This is a genomic window from Rhodanobacter sp. C01 (genome assembly GCF_002001045.1).
Taxonomy (GTDB): domain Bacteria; phylum Pseudomonadota; class Gammaproteobacteria; order Xanthomonadales; family Rhodanobacteraceae; genus Rhodanobacter.
Map to the genome: position 1 here is coordinate 147,444 of NZ_MUNR01000009.1, position 16,479 is coordinate 163,922.

Annotated in this window: 16 protein-coding genes; 15 read left to right on the top strand and 1 reads right to left on the bottom strand. The window is 62.8% G+C overall.

All coding sequences use genetic code 11. The features are described 5' to 3' along the window. The first annotated feature begins 4 nt into the window (after positions 1 to 4). The 3 genes from B0E50_RS06720 to B0E50_RS06730 all read left to right on the top strand — a co-directional run bounded on the left by B0E50_RS06720 (position 5) and on the right by B0E50_RS06730 (position 4,872). On the top strand, positions 5 to 1,363 hold the full coding sequence (locus tag B0E50_RS06720) for a GGDEF domain-containing protein (RefSeq protein WP_254427199.1): 1,359 nt from the start codon (positions 5 to 7) through the stop codon (positions 1,361 to 1,363). Between the two features lie 213 nt (positions 1,364 to 1,576). Next, complete coding sequence (locus B0E50_RS06725; protein WP_077440419.1) at positions 1,577 to 2,533, top strand: YXWGXW repeat-containing protein; 957 nt, start codon at positions 1,577 to 1,579, stop codon at positions 2,531 to 2,533. Between the two features lie 266 nt (positions 2,534 to 2,799). Then, on the top strand, positions 2,800 to 4,872 hold the full coding sequence (locus B0E50_RS06730) for an EAL domain-containing protein (protein WP_168170826.1): 2,073 nt from the start codon (positions 2,800 to 2,802) through the stop codon (positions 4,870 to 4,872). Positions 4,873 to 4,937: 65 nt separating this feature from the next. Here B0E50_RS06730 and B0E50_RS06735 read toward each other — a convergent pair whose 3' ends face one another. Beyond that, positions 4,938 to 5,576 carry a 2'-5' RNA ligase gene (locus B0E50_RS06735; RefSeq protein WP_254427200.1) on the bottom strand — a complete coding sequence of 213 codons (639 nt, stop codon included), beginning with the start codon at positions 5,574 to 5,576 and terminating at the stop codon, positions 4,938 to 4,940. 374 nt (positions 5,577 to 5,950) lie between these two features. Here B0E50_RS06735 and B0E50_RS06740 point away from each other — a divergent pair, with 374 nt between their 5' ends. From B0E50_RS06740 to B0E50_RS06795, 12 genes are all read left to right on the top strand, one after another. Continuing rightward, complete coding sequence (locus B0E50_RS06740; protein WP_077440422.1) at positions 5,951 to 6,370, top strand: OsmC family protein; 420 nt, start codon at positions 5,951 to 5,953, stop codon at positions 6,368 to 6,370. After that, entirely contained in the window at positions 6,367 to 6,924 is a 558-nt protein-coding gene (locus B0E50_RS06745; protein WP_077440423.1) for an NADPH-dependent FMN reductase, read from the top strand. The genes B0E50_RS06740 and B0E50_RS06745 overlap by 4 nt, the downstream gene beginning before the upstream one ends. Positions 6,925 to 7,027: 103 nt before the next feature. Continuing rightward, positions 7,028 to 7,489: an SRPBCC family protein gene (locus tag B0E50_RS06750; protein WP_077440424.1), complete on the top strand. Its 462-nt coding sequence runs from the start codon at positions 7,028 to 7,030 to the stop codon at positions 7,487 to 7,489. Beyond that, positions 7,473 to 7,832: a metalloregulator ArsR/SmtB family transcription factor gene (locus B0E50_RS06755; protein WP_077440425.1), complete on the top strand. Its 360-nt coding sequence runs from the start codon at positions 7,473 to 7,475 to the stop codon at positions 7,830 to 7,832. Before B0E50_RS06750 ends, B0E50_RS06755 begins: the two co-directional genes overlap by 17 nt. A gap of 267 nt (positions 7,833 to 8,099) precedes the next feature. After that, a complete protein-coding gene (locus tag B0E50_RS06760; RefSeq protein WP_077440576.1) occupies positions 8,100 to 8,459 on the top strand; it encodes a hypothetical protein in 360 nt (119 codons plus the stop codon). Positions 8,460 to 8,523: 64 nt separating this feature from the next. After that, complete coding sequence (locus tag B0E50_RS06765; protein ID WP_077440426.1) at positions 8,524 to 9,048, top strand: Spy/CpxP family protein refolding chaperone; 525 nt, start codon at positions 8,524 to 8,526, stop codon at positions 9,046 to 9,048. A 264-nt stretch (positions 9,049 to 9,312) separates the two neighbouring features. Beyond that, positions 9,313 to 10,521 (top strand): MFS transporter, encoded by a 1,209-nt coding sequence (locus tag B0E50_RS06770; RefSeq protein ID WP_077440427.1) that lies wholly within the window; start codon positions 9,313 to 9,315, stop codon positions 10,519 to 10,521. Between the two features lie 211 nt (positions 10,522 to 10,732). Then, complete coding sequence (locus B0E50_RS06775; RefSeq protein WP_168170827.1) at positions 10,733 to 11,239, top strand: energy transducer TonB; 507 nt, start codon at positions 10,733 to 10,735, stop codon at positions 11,237 to 11,239. A 172-nt stretch (positions 11,240 to 11,411) separates the two neighbouring features. After that, positions 11,412 to 12,830 (top strand): FUSC family protein, encoded by a 1,419-nt coding sequence (locus B0E50_RS06780; protein WP_077440429.1) that lies wholly within the window; start codon positions 11,412 to 11,414, stop codon positions 12,828 to 12,830. 331 nt (positions 12,831 to 13,161) lie between these two features. Next, positions 13,162 to 14,643 (top strand): glycosyltransferase family 39 protein, encoded by a 1,482-nt coding sequence (locus B0E50_RS06785; RefSeq protein WP_077440430.1) that lies wholly within the window; start codon positions 13,162 to 13,164, stop codon positions 14,641 to 14,643. Positions 14,644 to 14,876: 233 nt separating this feature from the next. Continuing rightward, positions 14,877 to 15,536 carry a glutathione S-transferase family protein gene (locus B0E50_RS06790; protein ID WP_077440431.1) on the top strand — a complete coding sequence of 220 codons (660 nt, stop codon included), beginning with the start codon at positions 14,877 to 14,879 and terminating at the stop codon, positions 15,534 to 15,536. 28 nt (positions 15,537 to 15,564) lie between these two features. Then, positions 15,565 to 16,275 carry a DUF899 family protein gene (locus B0E50_RS06795; protein WP_077440432.1) on the top strand — a complete coding sequence of 237 codons (711 nt, stop codon included), beginning with the start codon at positions 15,565 to 15,567 and terminating at the stop codon, positions 16,273 to 16,275. The last annotated feature ends 204 nt before the right edge of the window (positions 16,276 to 16,479 follow it).

Genomic DNA, 16,479 nt, shown 5'->3' on the forward strand with positions numbered 1-16,479 from the left:
CGTCATGGACCTCCTGCTTGATGCGATCTGCGTGGTTGACGTCGAAGGCCGCTATGTTTTTGTCAGTGCCGCCTTCGAGCGCATCTTCGGTTATGCGCCGGAGGAGATCATCGGCAAGCCGATGATCGAGCTGGTGCATCCTGACGATCGCGAGCGGACCCTGCAGACCGCGAACGAGATCATGGCCGGCCAGCCCAAGCCGCACTTCCAGAACCGTTACGTGCGCAAGGATGGGCGGGTCATCCATGTCATGTGGTCGGCCCGCTGGTCGGAAACGGACCGGGTGCGGATTGCCGTGGCGCGCGACGTCACCGAACTCAAGCGGGCCGAGTCGATGCAGGTTGCGCTGCACGCCATTTCCGAGGCTGCGCACTCGGCCGAGGACCTGCTGACACTGTTCCGGCACATCCATCAGATCATCGGCAAGCTGCTGCCGGCACGCAATTTCTTCGTGGCACTTTACGACGAGAAGAAGGACGAGCTGAGTTTTCCCTATTTCGTCGACGAATACGACAGTGCGCCGGCACCGCGAAAGCTGGACTCGGGCACACTGAGTGCAGAAGTGATCCGCACCGGGCAGGCACTCCTGCTAACCCCGGATACGCAGACCGCCCTGCCCGGACACATCGGTCCGATTGATGGCATGGACTCGCTGGACTGGCTCGGTGTGCCGCTGGGTACCCACCGGGGCGTCATCGGTGCACTCGTGGTGCAGAGCTATTCGGGCGATGTGCGCTACACCGAAAGGGACAAGACACTCTTGCAGTTCGTCTCGACCCAGGTGGCATCTGCCATCGAGCGCAAGCAGACGGAAACCTGGCTGCAGTACGTCGCGCTGCATGACCAGCTGACTGCCCTGCCCAACCGTATCCTTTTCCACGATCGCCTGCGCACTGCGCTGGTCAGGGCCAGGCGCGACAACAGCCTGCTGTCGCTGCTCTACATCGACCTGGACAAGTTCAAGCTGGTCAACGACAGCTTCGGCCATGACATTGGCGACCTGCTGTTGCGCGAGGTTGCCGATCGTCTCCGGCATTGCGTGCGCGAATCGGATACCGTCGGCCGCGTCGGCGGTGACGAGTTCGTGGTGTTGCTCGACCACATCGGCCAGCCGGAACACGCGCTGATCGTTGCCGAAAAAATCCGCTCGGCACTGAACCAGCCATTCGAATTGCCCGGCAACCGTCTGCATATCTCGACCAGCATCGGCATCGCCATGCACCCTGAGCATGGCGACGACAACCGGCAGCTGATGCGACTGGCCGACGATGCCATGTACAGCGCGAAGAAACACGGCGGCAATCGCCTGATGATGGGCAAGATGCCCGGTCATTCCGCCGAAAATACCGAACCGGACGTGTAGCGAAGCGGTACCGTGTGAGGCACGCATGGAATCGGCACTCTGAGCCTGGTCACGCGCTGCGGAGCGTCTGACAAGTTACTCACAAGTTACTCGGCATACACCTTGTCGACTGCCGCATGAACGATTTCGGACAAACCTTGCAAGGTTTGTCTTCCGGATCGATGCCATGCCGTTATCGTACCCGGGCACACTCAATCCCGAGGGGGCACTTCCATGAAAATGCACACGACGAACCATCGCTCGCCGATACGATCACTTCTGCGTCATCGCCTGACCATCTGGCTGGTGGCTGTCTGCTTCATGGCGATATCCCTCCCGTCATTCGCCGGGGTGTTCATTTCGGTCGGCATCGCGCCGCCGCCGCTGCCAATCTATGCACAATCCGTCATGCCTGGCCCCGGCTATATCTGGACGCCCGGCTACTGGGCCTACGGCGATGGTGGCTATTTCTGGGTTCCGGGCACCTGGGTGCTGGCGCCCTATGTGGGGGCGCTGTGGACGCCCGGATACTGGGGTTGGAGCAACGGTTTCTATGTCTTCAATGCCGGCTATTGGGGGCCGCACGTAGGGTTCTATGGCGGCATCAACTACGGCTACGGCTATGACGGCGTGGGTTATCGCGGCGGCTACTGGAACCATGGCCGGTTCAATTACAACCGCAATGTCACCTACAACACGAACATCAGCCGCGTCAGCTACAACGGCGGCAGGGGTGGCCTGATGGCGCGCCCCACGCCGCAGGATCAACTCGCCGCGCGCGATCGCCACATGCAGCCGCTGGCAGCGCAGCAGCAACAGGTGCGCATGGCCAGCCAGAACCGTGCACTGCGAGTCTCGGCCAACCATGGATCGCCTGCCATTGCCGCCACACCACGGGCAGGTGCCTTCGGCGCGAACGGCGTAGTCCGGGCTCGCGGGACGACAACAAATCCCGCTATGAGCAGGGCGACCCGCTCAACGGCCTCGCGCGCCGGTTACAGCACGCAGCGATCGATGCCCTACAACCGTGCAAATTCGGCCTCATATGCGCGCCCCATGAGCAGCCAGGCCAGGTATCAGGGGCCGATGCGTCCGGCCGCATCGTCCTACCACCCTGCTGCGCGTCCCCAGGCACATGCCCAGGCGCCACGTGGCGGTGGCAACCATGGGGATCATGGTGAGAGACATTGATCCACTCGTACACGTAATGGAGTGATTCGAGGAACATCCATCGGGCCGGGGCAACCTGGCCCGTTTCTTGGCACCTGGCTTGATGGCCTGGGCTCTTTGGACATCTCGTGGCTCACGCCGTGATGCATTCACCGGCGAACGTATCCGAGCCTCATCGGCGGAACCTGCCACGGGGCCGGCACGTGGCCGTAACCACGGCTGGGGGCGTACCATGGACCGGCACGATCGCAGGACAGCGACTGCACGGGGGATGCGCCGGTGACCGCTTGACACTGTACATATCGAGCCTGCTGATTGCCTGCGGCATCTGCTTTTTCGCCGGCATCCACGCCGCGTTTGCAGGATCTGCACGCGGAGAGGGTCGTGTGTACCTGGCATTCGGCTTTCTCAGCCTGCTGCTCTCGGTCTACCTGGCGCTGACCGCAGCGCTCAATCAAACCACCGCCCTTTCGACAGCAACTGCGCTGATGCGCGCGCAGGTCGGCTTCGGCTGCCTGATCTACCCGACCGGCATCTGGTTCTTCAGTCTTTATGCGGGACTTGTCCACTGGCGGCGCTGGGTGACGATCGCAGCACTGATCTTCGGCGTCCTGCTGGTGATCAACCTGGGGTCGCCATACAGCTTGCTGTACACCAACATCCTTGCGCGTCCGCCCCAGGTACTGCCCTGGGGCGAAATCGTGCACCACTTTACCGGCACCGAATCGCCAGTGCTGACCGCCCTCTACTACACGGCAGTGGACGCCTCGTACCTGTGGGCCGTGTGCTGCTGCATCGTGCTGTGGCGTCGTGGCAGCGGCGCCCGTGTCTGGTCGCTCACGCTCTACCTGATCGTGCAGGCAGCTGCATCCGTGCATGCCGAAACGGTCAACCTCGCCGGCGGCCAAGGGCTGACCTTCGATTCGCTGGCATTCCTGGTGCTCGTGCTGCTGATGAGCGGCGTATTGCGGCGCGAGCTGCAATACCGGAGCCGGGAGCTGGCGATCAGCCTCGATGAGCTGCGCAGCGAGACCCTGCGGCGGGAAGGCGTCGAGGCGGACTTGAGCCACCTTGCCTACCATGACCAGCTGACCGGCCTGCCGAACCGCCATTACATGCACGAATACCTGCAGTCGGCACTCGACTCCACCGAACCGGTGGCTGGCGCATTCATCCTGTTCGATCTCGATCACTTCAAGACCATCAACGATGCACTCGGCCATGATGTGGGCGACGAGCTGCTGAAAGGCGTCGCCGCACGCATCAGCGAAGCCGCGCCACCCGGCGCCTGCATCGCCCGTTTCGGCGGCGACGAGTTCGCACTGCACATTCCGTCACTGGGCGCCACCGACGAAGCGTCCCCGCAAACAGCCCTGCGCATCGCCCGCGAAATCGGCGCCCGACTCTCCGCCCCGCTCCACATCGGCAACCATGATCTGGTCGTCGGCGTGAGTGCCGGCATCGCACTGCTCCCCGGCGCTGCCCGGGATGTCGACAGCGTGCTGCGCCAGGTCGACATGGCGCTGTACCGCGCAAAAGCCACCGGGCGTCATACCGCCGCATTGTTCGAGGGCAGCATGCAGGCCCACGCCGATCGCCGCCTGTTGCTGGAAAAGGGGCTGCGGCTGGCCCTCGAACGCGGCGAATTCGAGCTGTACTACCAGCCCCAGCTCGACATGCAGGGACGCTTCATCGGTGCCGAGACGTTGCTGCGCTGGCGGCATCCCGAACATGGACTGATCGACCCGACCGAATTCATTCCGATCGCCGAGGAAACCGGCCTGATCCACCGCATCGGCCGCTACGTCCTGCAGCAGGCCTGCCTGGAACTGGATGCGTGGCCAGCCGCGCAGACGCAGGCGCGCCTCTCGATCAATGTCAGTCCGTGGCAGTTGTTCGCCCAGGATTTCGTGCGTACGCTGCAGGAAACCGTTGCTTCGACGCGTGCCGACCCCAGGCGCCTCACGCTGGAGATCACCGAAAATGCCTTCCTGCACGACCTGGACGACGCCGCCGGCAAGATCCGCTCGCTCGAAGCTGTCGGCTTCCAGTTCTCGCTGGACGATTTCGGCTCCGGCTATACCTCGCTGGCCAGCCTGAAAAAACTTCCCGTGCGCGAACTCAAGATCGATCGCACGTTCATCGAGGGACTGCACACTGGTACGCATGACCGTTTCATCGAGGTCATGATCACCATCGCCCATCACCTCAAGCTGTTCGTGGTCGCCGAAGGTGTCGAAACCGAGGAGCAACGTGTCGCGCTGATCGACCTGGGCTGCGACGCCATCCAGGGCTATCTGATAAGCCATCCGCTGCCGGCAACGGCGTTCCGCCGGTGGCTCACCGAATACACCGGTTGACCCACGTCCACGATCAGCGCCCTCGCGGAGACTCCGGCTGACCTGCCAGGTGCCCGCCGAACGAATCACTCATCCTCAGGCAGATCGCCCAGATCCGGCAGATCGGAGAGGTCCAGTATGTCGGGAAGCCGCGCTGCAGGCGCGGGTCCCAGCGACCAGCGTTCGACCACCTCCTGGCGGCCCTGCCCGAAGAAACACCGTACCAGCACGAATTCCCGCACGGTCCAGCGAATCGGCACGATGGATTCCCGGATGGCATCGATCGCATGACCATGCAACAGAATGACATGCGGCAGGTAGCTGGAAACTCCAGTCACTGCCAGTCCGCATCGACGCTGTGCCTCGGCGAGCGCCAGGCGAAGCTTCAATGCCGATTCGGTACTGGCGCTGTCCGCGCACAGCACGAACGGAAAACGGCCGTCATTGACACTGAACCGCATGGCTGCATCCAGTGTGATGTCAAAGGCGTGGGCGTGCACCTCACCGGCGGCAGCCAGCAAGGCAGCCTCCACTGAAGGCAATGGGCGGATCGGGTTGCCCATCGGGCAGATCGCCAGATGAAGGCTGTCGATCCCGACTGCCGAACCACTCACCCGATGTGATTTGCGAAAACGCTCACTGGCGCCGGCAATCGCCGCACGGGCCTGCTCATCCGGCAGCACGGCAAAGAAGAAGCTGACGCCGTCAGCAAGTTCGCGATGCATCGTCGGGACGGGAATGAGCCGAGCCTCCATGGTTGTGGGCGGTAACGACACCTGATGCATTCCACGAGGACATGACCACGTCGTGGTGGCTGTCAGCCTGCCGTGAGTCGAGCGACGCTACAAGTGTCGATACCGGTACAGCCATCACATCGACACCATGGTCACGGCCAATCGCAAATAAATGCGCCACGACCTCCCACTGACTGTATCGGGGAGCCTGCCGGGCCATTCGTTGTCGACCTGCTGATTGGAGTTCACCGAACTCGTTGAAGGCGTCATGCAATGACGCAAGGCCGCCATTGCATATGCCTGCTCTTTGGCATCCGGCAACGAATGGACGAAGATGGTGCCGACCTGACAGCAGAGAACCGTGCATGAGCATTCCTACCGTCCGCGCGAACGCCAACTCCGCCACGCCATTCATGGTCACACTGAGCGACGACCAGGGACATCTCTGGATGGCGGATGAGCCCATCGACGGAGGCGGCTCCAACACCGGTCCAGCGCCGCACCGTCTGTTGCTGTCGGCGCTGGGCGCCTGCACCGCCATCACCCTGGAGATGTATGCCGCACGCAAGCAGTGGCCGTTGACCGGGGTCGACGTGGAACTGCGCTTCAATCCCGAAGGCGCGCCGGCTTCCGGCAACGACATCACGCGTGCGGTCACGCTGCAGGGACCGTTGACCGACGAACAACGCGCGCGTCTGTTGCAGATCGCGAACGCCTGCCCGATCCACAAGGTGCTCACCGGCGAGGTTCGCATCGCCACGCGACTGGAAGGCGAGCACGCATGACCCGCATCCTCGGCATCTCCGGCAGCCTGCGTGCGCAATCCTGGAACACTGCCCTGCTGCGCTCGGCGCAGGCCCTGGTCGACACCGGCGTGACGCTGGATATCGCCACCCTGCATGGCATACCGCTGTACGACGGTGACCTCGAAGCACGCGAAGGACTGCCTGCGGCGGTCAGCACGCTGAAGGAACGCATCGTCGCCAGCGATGGCGTGCTGCTGGTCACGCCGGAATACAACAACGGCATACCCGGCGTGTTCAAGAACGCGATCGACTGGCTGTCACGACCGGCAACCGATATCCCGCGTGTCTTCGGCAATCGTCCATTCGCCGTGATCGGCGCGTCACCCGGCGGCTTCGGCACGATCCTCGCCCAGAACGGGTGGCTGCCGGTATTGAAGACACTTGGCACGCGGCAGTGGGCAGGTGGGCGCCTGCTGGTGTCGCGTGCGCACAAGGTGTTCGACGAACACGGCGAGTTGCAGGACGCCACGATACGTCAGCAACTGGGTGATTTCGTGCGCCACTTCGTGGATTACCTCGAAGGCCGGTCATAACCGACGGCATCGGGCGAGTCACTCGCGCTCCCGCAATATCGACGTCAGTCGCCAAGTTGCTCTTTTCGCGTGACCGGACCAATATGCAACAAGGAGGTTGCATATGAACACTTCATCCGATCGAATCGAAAGACAGATCCTGCTCAAGGCTCCTCGTTCGCGCGTCTGGCATGCGCTGGCCGATGCCGAGACCTTCGGCGACTGGTTCGGGGTGGCGCTCAAGGGCAAACGTTTCGTCGCCGGCCAGCGCACACAGGGGTACATCACTTATCCAGGCTACGAACACCTCTTGTGGGATGTGCTGGTCGAGCGTGTCGAGCCGGAGCGTGCCCTGTCCTTCCGCTGGCATCCCTACGCGGTGGATCCCGCAGTCGACTATTCGCGGGAAATCGCCACCCTGGTGCTGTTCGAGCTGGAAGATGTCGAGGGTGGCACGCTGCTGCGACTGGTCGAATCCGGCTTCGACAACATTCCTGCGTCACGTCGCCTGGAGGCGTTCCGCATGAACAGTGGTGGCTGGGACCAGCAGATGAAGAACATCGAAAAACATGTCGCTTCGCCGTGAGCCGCCCCTGCGAAGGCTGAAGGGCCCCGCACTGCGCGAATACGCACCGACCTTCGCCGCGCTGGGTGATGAAACCCGCCTGCATCTCGTCGCGGCCATGTGCGTCGGCGGCACCATGTCGATCACCCAGCTGACTGCCGGTACCGCCATCACACGGCAGGCTGTCACCAGGCACCTGCAGATTCTCGCGGATGCCGGGCTGGTGCGCGACGTCAAGCTCGGACGCGAGCGCCTGTGGGCGCTGGAGCCGACACGACTGGAACAGGCACGGCACTCGCTCGACATGATCGCGCAGCAGTGGGACCACGCGCTGATGAGGCTGAAGGCGACCCTGGAGCAGTGAGTGCCCGATGCCATGCACGTCTGGCGCTGCCGTCGGATATCCAGGCGAGACCGGCGACGTGGCCATGAGATGAATCGATCCCGACTCCCCGCGCTGATTGATCAAAACTACACATGATTTGGCATAGACTCGCTCGTCGGCGATCAGAATGACATGCCAGCCGTTACCGTCATTGCTCCATGTCGCCGTGGTGATTCACTTCTTCGCATGCATTCGATGCTGGCCCCATGCATGCGACAACAGCGACACAGTGAGGAGCATACGTTCATGACTCACGCCGTTCGAACTCCCTTGTACCGACAGATCGCCGTAGCCGTCTTCGCCGTGGTGGTGACTGCGTCCGCACTGCCCGCCCATGCACAATACCGACGCGATGGATATCGCGGGCGTCCTGCCCCCGTCTATCGCGGGCATGATTATCGCCGTGGCGGCGGTGGCAACGGTGGCGCACTTATCGCCGGCGCCCTGCTTGGCGTGATTGCCGGTACAGCGATAGCCAATTCAAACGTGACACAGCCGCCACCGACCGTGGTCTACACGTCGGCGCCGCCTGCACCGCCACCGGGCGAGGTCTACTACGACAACAACATGCCACCGCCTCCGGCAGGCCAGCCATACCAGAACTGAGGATCACGACGGCTTTCCCGTCGGACCATCGTCGATCGGATCACGTGAATCGGAGCATCCAACCATGAAAAGCGTAATTCGCAATGTTGCTGTGCCCGCATTGTTGTCGTTTGCCATGCTTGCCAGTGCTGCCTGGGCACAGCAGACAACCTCGGCGTCGGAGACTCCCTCTTCGACTGCACCAGCTGCAAAAACGCACTCGCAAAAGCGCGCAGATGCGGTGGAACAGCGCATCAGCGATCTGCATGCGCAACTGAAGATCACCGACGCCCAGTCGAAGCCATGGGACGCGTTCGCGCAGACCATGCGCGACAACGCCACGCATACCGCCCAGGCTTTCCGCGATCGCTCACAGAAGCTTTCGTCGATGAACGCCGATGAAGCCATGAAGTCCTACGCGCAACTCGCCCAGAATCATGCGGACAACATGCAGAAACTGTCCACCGCCTGGAGCGCCCTGTACGCCGTGTTGTCGGACGATCAGAAGCAGACCGCCGATGCCATGTACCGGAACCAGAGTGCAAAGCGGCACAACGCACCACGCAAGCACAAGACCAGTGCACCAGCGAGCGCTGCTTCTTCCGGCTAGATACTGGGCTGGACGGTGCCTGATCAAAAACAGTGACGGCAGGTCGGCAACATACGAAGGTCAGAGAATTTCTCTGACCTTTTTTGTGTGCCCGGCACGAGGTTCGATCAGCCCGGAGTGAAAGCATTCATCAGTCAACTGACGCAGTTCACTGGATGAAGAAAATTTCATGTGGCGCGCTGATGCTGCAACGCATCATTCGCGCCTACAATACGGGTATCCGTCGCTCCACCCGGCAACCCGTCCCACTCCCCCGATTGACTCATGACCGATGCTTCCTGCATTTCCACGGCAGCGGAAAGCCGCCGCCCCGGCGTGCTGCTGCCGATTCTCAGCACTGTCGCCTTCACCTTTGCCACCTATCTGACCATCGGCTTGTCGCTGTCGGTGCTGCCGGGATTCGTCCATGGCCAACTCGGCTTCGGCGCGATGCTGGCCGGGCTGGCGATCAGCATGCAGTACGTGGCGACCCTGATCAGTCGCCCACATGCCGGGCGCATGGCCGACACGCTGGGACCCAAACGCACGGTACAAACCGGACTGACGATGTGTGCGGTCAGTGGCGCACTCCTGCTGGTGGGCGCACTTGCGGTTGACCACCCCCTGCCAAGCCTCGGCCTGATCCTGCTGGCGCGCCTGGCACTGGGCTGCGCCGAAAGCTGTGTCGGCACCGGTTCCATCGCCTGGGGCATGGGTCAGGTCGGTCATGAACATACGGCACGGGTGATTTCGTGGAATGGCGTGGCCACTTATGGCGCACTCGCCGCCGGCGCGCCACTTGGCGTCCTGCTGCAGCGCCAGTTCGGTTTCGCCGCCATCGGCGTGCTGACCCTGGCACTCATGCTTGGCGCCTTGCCGCTGGCCAGACTCAAGCGCGCCACGCTCGTGGCCAGCGATGAACGTTCGCCATTCCGCACTGTGGCCGCCCGCGTGGTGCCCTATGGCGTGGGCCTTGCGCTTGGCTCGATCGGTTTTGGCTGCATCGCAACCTTCATCACGCTGTTCTATGCAGCGCGTGGCTGGAGCGGTGCCGCGCTGACACTGAGCGTGTTCGGCGTGATGTTCGTCGGCGTGCGTTTCGTGTTCGGCCGAACCATCAACTGGCTGGGCGGCTATCGCGTTGCCATGGCATCGCTTGCCATCGAGGCGATCGGGTTGCTTACGCTGTGGCTGGCGAGCGATGTGCGCATGGCGGCCATGGGCGCGGCAATCGCGGGGCTGGGATTTTCGCTGGTATTCCCGGCACTCGGCGTGGAAGCTGTCCAGCGCGTGCCCGAACACAGTCGTGGTTCGGCCCTCGGTGTGTTCTCCGTCTTCCTCGACGTGGCAATGGCCATTGCCGGCCCGATCGGGGGCTGGATCGCCAGCGGCATGAGTTACAGCGCGATCTATGGCTTCGCGGCCGTGGCTGCGATGCTGGCCATCGTGTTGACGCTGGTGCTGCAGGCGCGCGCTACGGTCAGCACAACCTGATCCCTTCCCTGCCGTTTATCCTGCGGAAACACGAACGTCACTCAAGTTTTGTTTCGTCCAGCCACGCCATATCCCTGCATCAAGCTGTGCGCGTTGCTTGCACAGCCGTCCAGACATCCAATTGCATCACGCGAAGTGCGTGAGATATGGTTGGGGGTGGTCGCATGCAACAACCTGCATCGACCAAATGATCACTACAGGGGGTGCAACGATGCGGTATCTGAAAATCCTGGCTCTGCTTGCCATTTCCACAACATGTTTCGGCCAGACGCCTCCGGCGGCCAACACGACGGCCAGCAATGTCGCCAGGATGACGCCGGAGCAGCAGCGACAGCAGTTCCGCTGCGAGCAGACCCGAGAGCAGATCAAGGAGCTGCTCAACCGCAAGGTCACGGGGCCATCCGACAGCGATAACCTGGCATCCCTGCGGAAGAACGAAAGGATCGCATGCGTGCCGCCGCTGGTGTCGCTGCCACCTTCGGCAGCCACGTCACCGGCCAAGTATCCGCTTCAGGCAGTGCGCCAGAATCATCAGGGTGTGGTGATTGTCCGTGTCGAACTTGCAGCGGACGGATCGGTAACCGACGCCAGTGTCTACCAGTCGAGCAGCTTCCAGGAGCTGGATCGCTCGGCCCTTGCTGCCGTGCGCAACTGGCATTTCGACACGAGCCTGGGCACCTCCCTGAGAGTGCCGGTGCGCTTCAGTCTTGCCAATTGACCGGACTGGCAGTCGTTTGCTGATCGCCGGGGAACCGTTTCGGCTTCCCTCGCGCCACAAACCACATCCGCAGGAAGTACTTGCCAGTGGTCCGATGGATTGGCCCTGGCAGTCCTTGCAAAGGATCCGGGTGTGTACGCCATGCCGGCACTGCATCCATGATGCTTGATCCATGATGCTTGCAGATCAGACGGGGGCACCGACCGACATGGCCATACGCGCCAACGCGCTTCTGCACGCACTGCGCGAAGCTGTCGTGACCATGCTGGCCACGATCATCACGCTTGCGTGTGCCGTGATGATCGCGCCAGGACCAGGCCCAGCGGTACTGGCGGTGGTGCTTTGCCTCTCACTGTCGCGCAGTCAGCTCGATCGCGATCTGCGCGGTCGAGTCGAGGCGGCCATGACACTGCCTCTCATCGGCCTGGCTGCGGTCGGCGTCGGCCGGCTGCTGTTGCACGCGCCCTGGCTCGGCGCATCAGTCTTCGTCGCCGGCATGTTCCTGTCGATCTGGTTGCGCCGGTTCGGCCCCATGGCGCGGCGCGCAGGCTCGCTGATCGCATTGCCCTTTGTCGTCCTGCTTACCACGCCGCACATTCGGGTGGCATCGGACAACGCCATTCCGGCGCCGCTGATACCGGTTCTCATCGCGTTGCTGGCCCTGCTGTGGGTGGGCCTGCTGCATGCGCTCGCGCGTCGCATGCGCTTGCTGCCACCTGCGCCGATACGGGAGCGACCGGCGTTGGCACCGGCGCCGATTCACACGAGCTCACTGCATCCGGTGGCGAGTACCCGGATGGCCATCCAGATGGCCGTCGCACTCACCGCATCCTTCGTGGTCGGCTACATCTTCTTTGCCGAGCGATGGGCCTGGATCGTGCTCACCGCCTTCATCGTCAACAGCGGCAATCGTGGCCGGCTGGATGTTGCGTACAAGAGTGTGCTGCGTGTGCTGGGAGCAGCGGCAGGAACCCTCCTTGCCTTGACACTCACCCTCCATGTCGGATCGCACGACATGACGACCGTGGTGCTGATTCTCGCCGCCGTCTTCCTCGGTGTGTGGCTGCGCCCCCTGGGCTACGCATGGTGGGCGCTCTTCGCCACCCTTGCGCTTGCCTTGCTGCAAGGCTTTGCCGATTCGTCGGCGCCAGGCATCCTGTGGCTACGGCTGGAGGAAATAGTGATCGGTGCGATCATCGGCGTTGCTTCGGCGTGGCTTGTGCTACCCGTGCGCTCCACGGCTGTGCTGCGGCGGCGCATTGCCGATGCGCTGGCGACGATCTCCGACGCCCTTGATCCTGCGACACCGGCACGCATGTCCGATGAGATCGCCGCCGCGGTTGCCAGCGTGGAACAGATGGCACCAGCCTACCGGGCAAGCCGTCTGCTGACGCGAAATTTCCGCCATCCGCAGCCTGCTGACTGGGTGGATACGCTGGTGGCATGCCGTGACTCCGCGATCGCACTGATCGAGAAAGGCGAAGCCCCGGGTCCCGTGCGACGGGCCCTCGGGGCAGCGCGCAAGTCGATGCGCGAGCCCGATGAAATCCTGCCTGCCTTGCAGGATCTGCGTCGCTCACTGACCGGCTAGCAGACACGGTGCATAATCTGCACTGGCCGCTGACAACATCGCGTCAGCCGTGGCTGACCACCGGCACGATCCATGCTCTCTTACCCGGCGCCGGACTGAACGCGAACCAACGCGCAATGATTTGCTGACAACCGATCGGGACCGTTCGCGTTAGTTTTCCCTCCACCATCGGAACGGGTCGCGGCGCTGTCATGTCGGTGAAATATTCTTGCTTCCGTTCACGTCGCGCCCGAATTGCTGGCGTCGAACACGCCATTGCCTCGGCAACCTTGCGGTGAACACCTCCGTGCCATACAGCAACGACGCCACTCGGAAACGGTTGAGGGGCGACATGGCATGGATGCTTGCCGTGCTTTGCATCGGCTTGCTGGCAAGATTGCTGCACATCGAACGCCAACCGTTCTGGCTTGACGAGGCGCTGACCTTCCAGCGGATTCATCTCGGTACCAGCAGCCTGATCGCCGACAGTTACACCAACCGGCACATGCCAAGTTATTTCCTGCTGCTGCAGCTGATCTCGCAGTTCGACCCTGCCAGTGCCATTCTGCGAATCCCTTCGGCGCTGTTCGGCGCCTTGTCCGTCGGCATGGTATTCGCCATCGCGCGACGCATCAGTGGTCGCAGTGCAGCGATCGTCGCCGGGCTGCTGATGGCGTTATCGCCGCTGCAGGTAGAGTACGGCCAGGAAGCACGCTCCTACACGCTGGTGACCTTGCTGATCACCATCGCGCTGTGGGGCCTGGTGCGCCTGGCGCAGAATCCGACGCGAGCGTCGCTGGATATTCGCCATGCCGATTTCGACTGGTTCGGATGGGTGTCTTATGTATTCGGCACGGTCGGCGCGCTTGATGTACTCAGCGACGCGTTGCCCTGGCTGATTGCGGCCAATGCTTCGCTGTTCATGATCTGGCGCAACTTGCGCATGGAACCCTCGGCCAGCCCGCGCACCGGTTTCCGACGCAACTGGCTGCTCGGTACCGTGGTGATCCTCGCATGCTGCGTGCCTTTCTACGGCGCAATTCTGGCAGCGAGTGACGGTCAGATGTTGCACAAGTTCGACTGGATTCCACCCTTGAGCTGGCAAACTCTCAAGGTCGCCGCCAAGAGTGCATACCTGATGCGCATGGCCGCCGTGGTGCGGTTCAGCGTGCTGCCCACGGCCGTGCCGTTGCTCGGCCTGATGGTGGCGATATTGGGAGCCATCGGCCTGTGGCGCATGCGTGGCAGGCCGGAAGGAGTCGTCCTGTTGCTGGGCTTTGCCGTGTTGCCGCTGTTGCTGCTCGCTCTTTCGCCGATCAAGTCCATGATGCTGCCACGCTACATGCTGTGGAGCGCGGTGCCATTTTTCGTGCTGGGAGGCATCGGCTCCGCCGCACTGCCACGCCCCATCCGGCCTGCTGCAGCCATGGTGCTGCTGTTTGTATGTGCGATAAACCTTGCACCGGTTTACCGGGTCGAGACCAAGCCACGCTGGGACATGGCGGCCGCCACGCTGGCCGCCGATGTCCAGCCCGGCGATACCGTATTCACCGGCGACCCGAATGCACCCACCATGCTGGCAGTGCTGCAACCGAAAGGCGCGGCGCCGATCGGGACCACCGCGCTGGTGACGCCGCAACTCGACGTGGCCCTCGCGCGCTGGAAACAGGGCAGCCGCGTCTGGGCAGTGAACGGTCGTTCGGCGCTGGGGCAACGCGAGGATCTCGATGCCTTCAAGGATCGCATCGCCGCGCTGGGCGCGCCGACCCTGCAGATCCCCGAAGGCAAGGAAATCACCATCCTGATGTTCCCTGCACCCACTGACGCAGACTGAACAACCCGGCTGGATTGTTGCCTGCAGCGCCCTTCGGCAATACGCCGCTGTCACTCCACAGGTCGGCTAGCCACGGCTGCCGCATGCTCGGGTCCTGCTCCTGAAGCCCGTCCCATTCTTGCGGGATGTCGATTTTCCGATATCCCGTTCGTCGCATGAGGGCCATATCCCCCATATCACCATTCCCTGGCTCCGCCCGCCTGGGCAAGCCCGTACACGCAAGGTGACCCGCCATGACTCTCAGGCTCTACGCCCACCCGTTTTCCTCGTATTCGCAGAAAGTGCTGGTCGCGCTGTACGAGAACGACACGCCATTCGAGTGGTGCTCGCTCACGCCGGACAACCCCGAAGCGTATGCACAGTTCGCGCAATGCTGGCCGCTGAAACGTTTTCCGCTGCTGGTGGACGGCACGCACACCGTGCCCGAAGCCAGCATCATCATCGAGTACCTGGGCCTGCACTATCCCGGATCGATGCAGCTGATCCCCGCGGACAACCGGGCTGCGCTCGAAACAAGGATGATGGATCGCTTCTTCGACAACTACATCTCCACACCGCAGCAGAAAATCGTCGCCGACAGCCTGCGACCGGAAGCCAAGCGCGATGCCCACGGTGTAGCCGAGGCTCGCGCGATGCTCGACACCGCCTACAGCTGGCTCGACAAGGCGATGGCCGACCGCGAATGGGCTGCCGGCGATCGTTTCAGCCTCGCCGACTGCGGTGCCGCGCCGTTCCTGTTCTATGCCGACTGGACGCATCGCATCGACGCGTCGTTTGCGAACGTCATTGCCTACCGGCAGAGATTGCTGGCCCGGCCATCCTTCGCTCGCGCCGTCGACGAAGCACGCCCGTACCGTCCGCTGTTCCCGCTCGGCGCACCCGATCGCGATTGATGCACCCTTTCCCAGACGGAGACTGATCATGACCCACGCCACCCAGCTGGTTCCCGCCATCGAACTGGTCAAGCGCAGCAGCATGCGTTTTCCCAACGAAAGCGACGACTATCGCCACGCGCGCAATGCCCTGCTCGCCGAGGAGATCGAGCTTCGCCGGCACATCGAGCGCGTCGCCGAGCAGCGTCGCGCGCTGCCGCCCGGTGGGGAAGTCACCAGTCGTTACCATTTCCAGGGCGAACACGGCCCGGTCGATTTCGCTGGCTTGTTCGGCGACAAGCAGACGCTGGTCGTCTACAGCTACATGTTCGGCCCGCAACGCGAGCGGCCGTGCCCGATGTGCACCTCGCTGTTGAGTGCATGGGACGGCGAAGCGCGTGATGTCGGACAGCGAGTCGCACTGGCCGTGGTCGCGCGCTCGCCGATCGATCGCCTCGTCGCGTTCAAGAAGGAGCGTGGCTGGCGCCACCTCAGGCTGTACTCGGACATCGACGGCAGCTTCAGCCGCGATTACCACGGCATCGACAAGAACGGCGGCGACGACGCAGCCTTCAACGTGTTTACCCGTCGCGATGGAGTCATCCGCCATTTCTGGGCCGGCGAAATGGGCATGGAGAGCGCCGATCCGGGCCAGGACCCGCGCGGCGCACCCGATCTGATGCCGCTCTGGACGATTCTCGACGTGACGCCCGAGGGGCGCGGCACCGACTGGTATCCGAAACTCGACTACGACGACTGATGCCGGAAGGCACGGCGATCTGAACAGGCCGTATCATGTTGTCCGCACCATGTCCGGACAACATCGACATCGTCCGCGGACAGTCAACCTCTGCGGCATGCGACGCTCGAAATGGCTTGAAATGGGGCTTTCTGGAAATCAATGACGTTGGCACGAGCCTTGCCATAGATATCTCGAAAGCTTCATTTCCACACTCACGGAGAG

Excerpts from the sequence above, each read along its gene's own strand:
- B0E50_RS06720 (WP_254427199.1), top strand. The coding sequence starts at position 5 with ATGGACCTCCTGCTTGATGCGATCTGCGTGGTTGACGTCGAAGGCCGC.
- B0E50_RS06725 (WP_077440419.1), top strand. The coding sequence starts at position 1,577 with ATGAAAATGCACACGACGAACCATCGCTCGCCGATACGATCACTTCTG.
- B0E50_RS06735 (WP_254427200.1), bottom strand. The coding sequence starts at position 5,576 with ATGCATCGCGAACTTGCTGACGGCGTCAGCTTCTTCTTTGCCGTGCTG.
- B0E50_RS06740 (WP_077440422.1), top strand. The coding sequence starts at position 5,951 with ATGAGCATTCCTACCGTCCGCGCGAACGCCAACTCCGCCACGCCATTC.
- B0E50_RS06745 (WP_077440423.1), top strand. The coding sequence starts at position 6,367 with ATGACCCGCATCCTCGGCATCTCCGGCAGCCTGCGTGCGCAATCCTGG.
- B0E50_RS06750 (WP_077440424.1), top strand. The coding sequence starts at position 7,028 with ATGAACACTTCATCCGATCGAATCGAAAGACAGATCCTGCTCAAGGCT.
- B0E50_RS06755 (WP_077440425.1), top strand. The coding sequence starts at position 7,473 with ATGTCGCTTCGCCGTGAGCCGCCCCTGCGAAGGCTGAAGGGCCCCGCA.
- B0E50_RS06760 (WP_077440576.1), top strand. The coding sequence starts at position 8,100 with ATGACTCACGCCGTTCGAACTCCCTTGTACCGACAGATCGCCGTAGCC.
- B0E50_RS06765 (WP_077440426.1), top strand. The coding sequence starts at position 8,524 with ATGAAAAGCGTAATTCGCAATGTTGCTGTGCCCGCATTGTTGTCGTTT.
- B0E50_RS06770 (WP_077440427.1), top strand. The coding sequence starts at position 9,313 with ATGACCGATGCTTCCTGCATTTCCACGGCAGCGGAAAGCCGCCGCCCC.
- B0E50_RS06775 (WP_168170827.1), top strand. The coding sequence starts at position 10,733 with ATGCGGTATCTGAAAATCCTGGCTCTGCTTGCCATTTCCACAACATGT.
- B0E50_RS06780 (WP_077440429.1), top strand. The coding sequence starts at position 11,412 with ATGATGCTTGCAGATCAGACGGGGGCACCGACCGACATGGCCATACGC.
- B0E50_RS06785 (WP_077440430.1), top strand. The coding sequence starts at position 13,162 with ATGGCATGGATGCTTGCCGTGCTTTGCATCGGCTTGCTGGCAAGATTG.
- B0E50_RS06790 (WP_077440431.1), top strand. The coding sequence starts at position 14,877 with ATGACTCTCAGGCTCTACGCCCACCCGTTTTCCTCGTATTCGCAGAAA.
- B0E50_RS06795 (WP_077440432.1), top strand. The coding sequence starts at position 15,565 with ATGACCCACGCCACCCAGCTGGTTCCCGCCATCGAACTGGTCAAGCGC.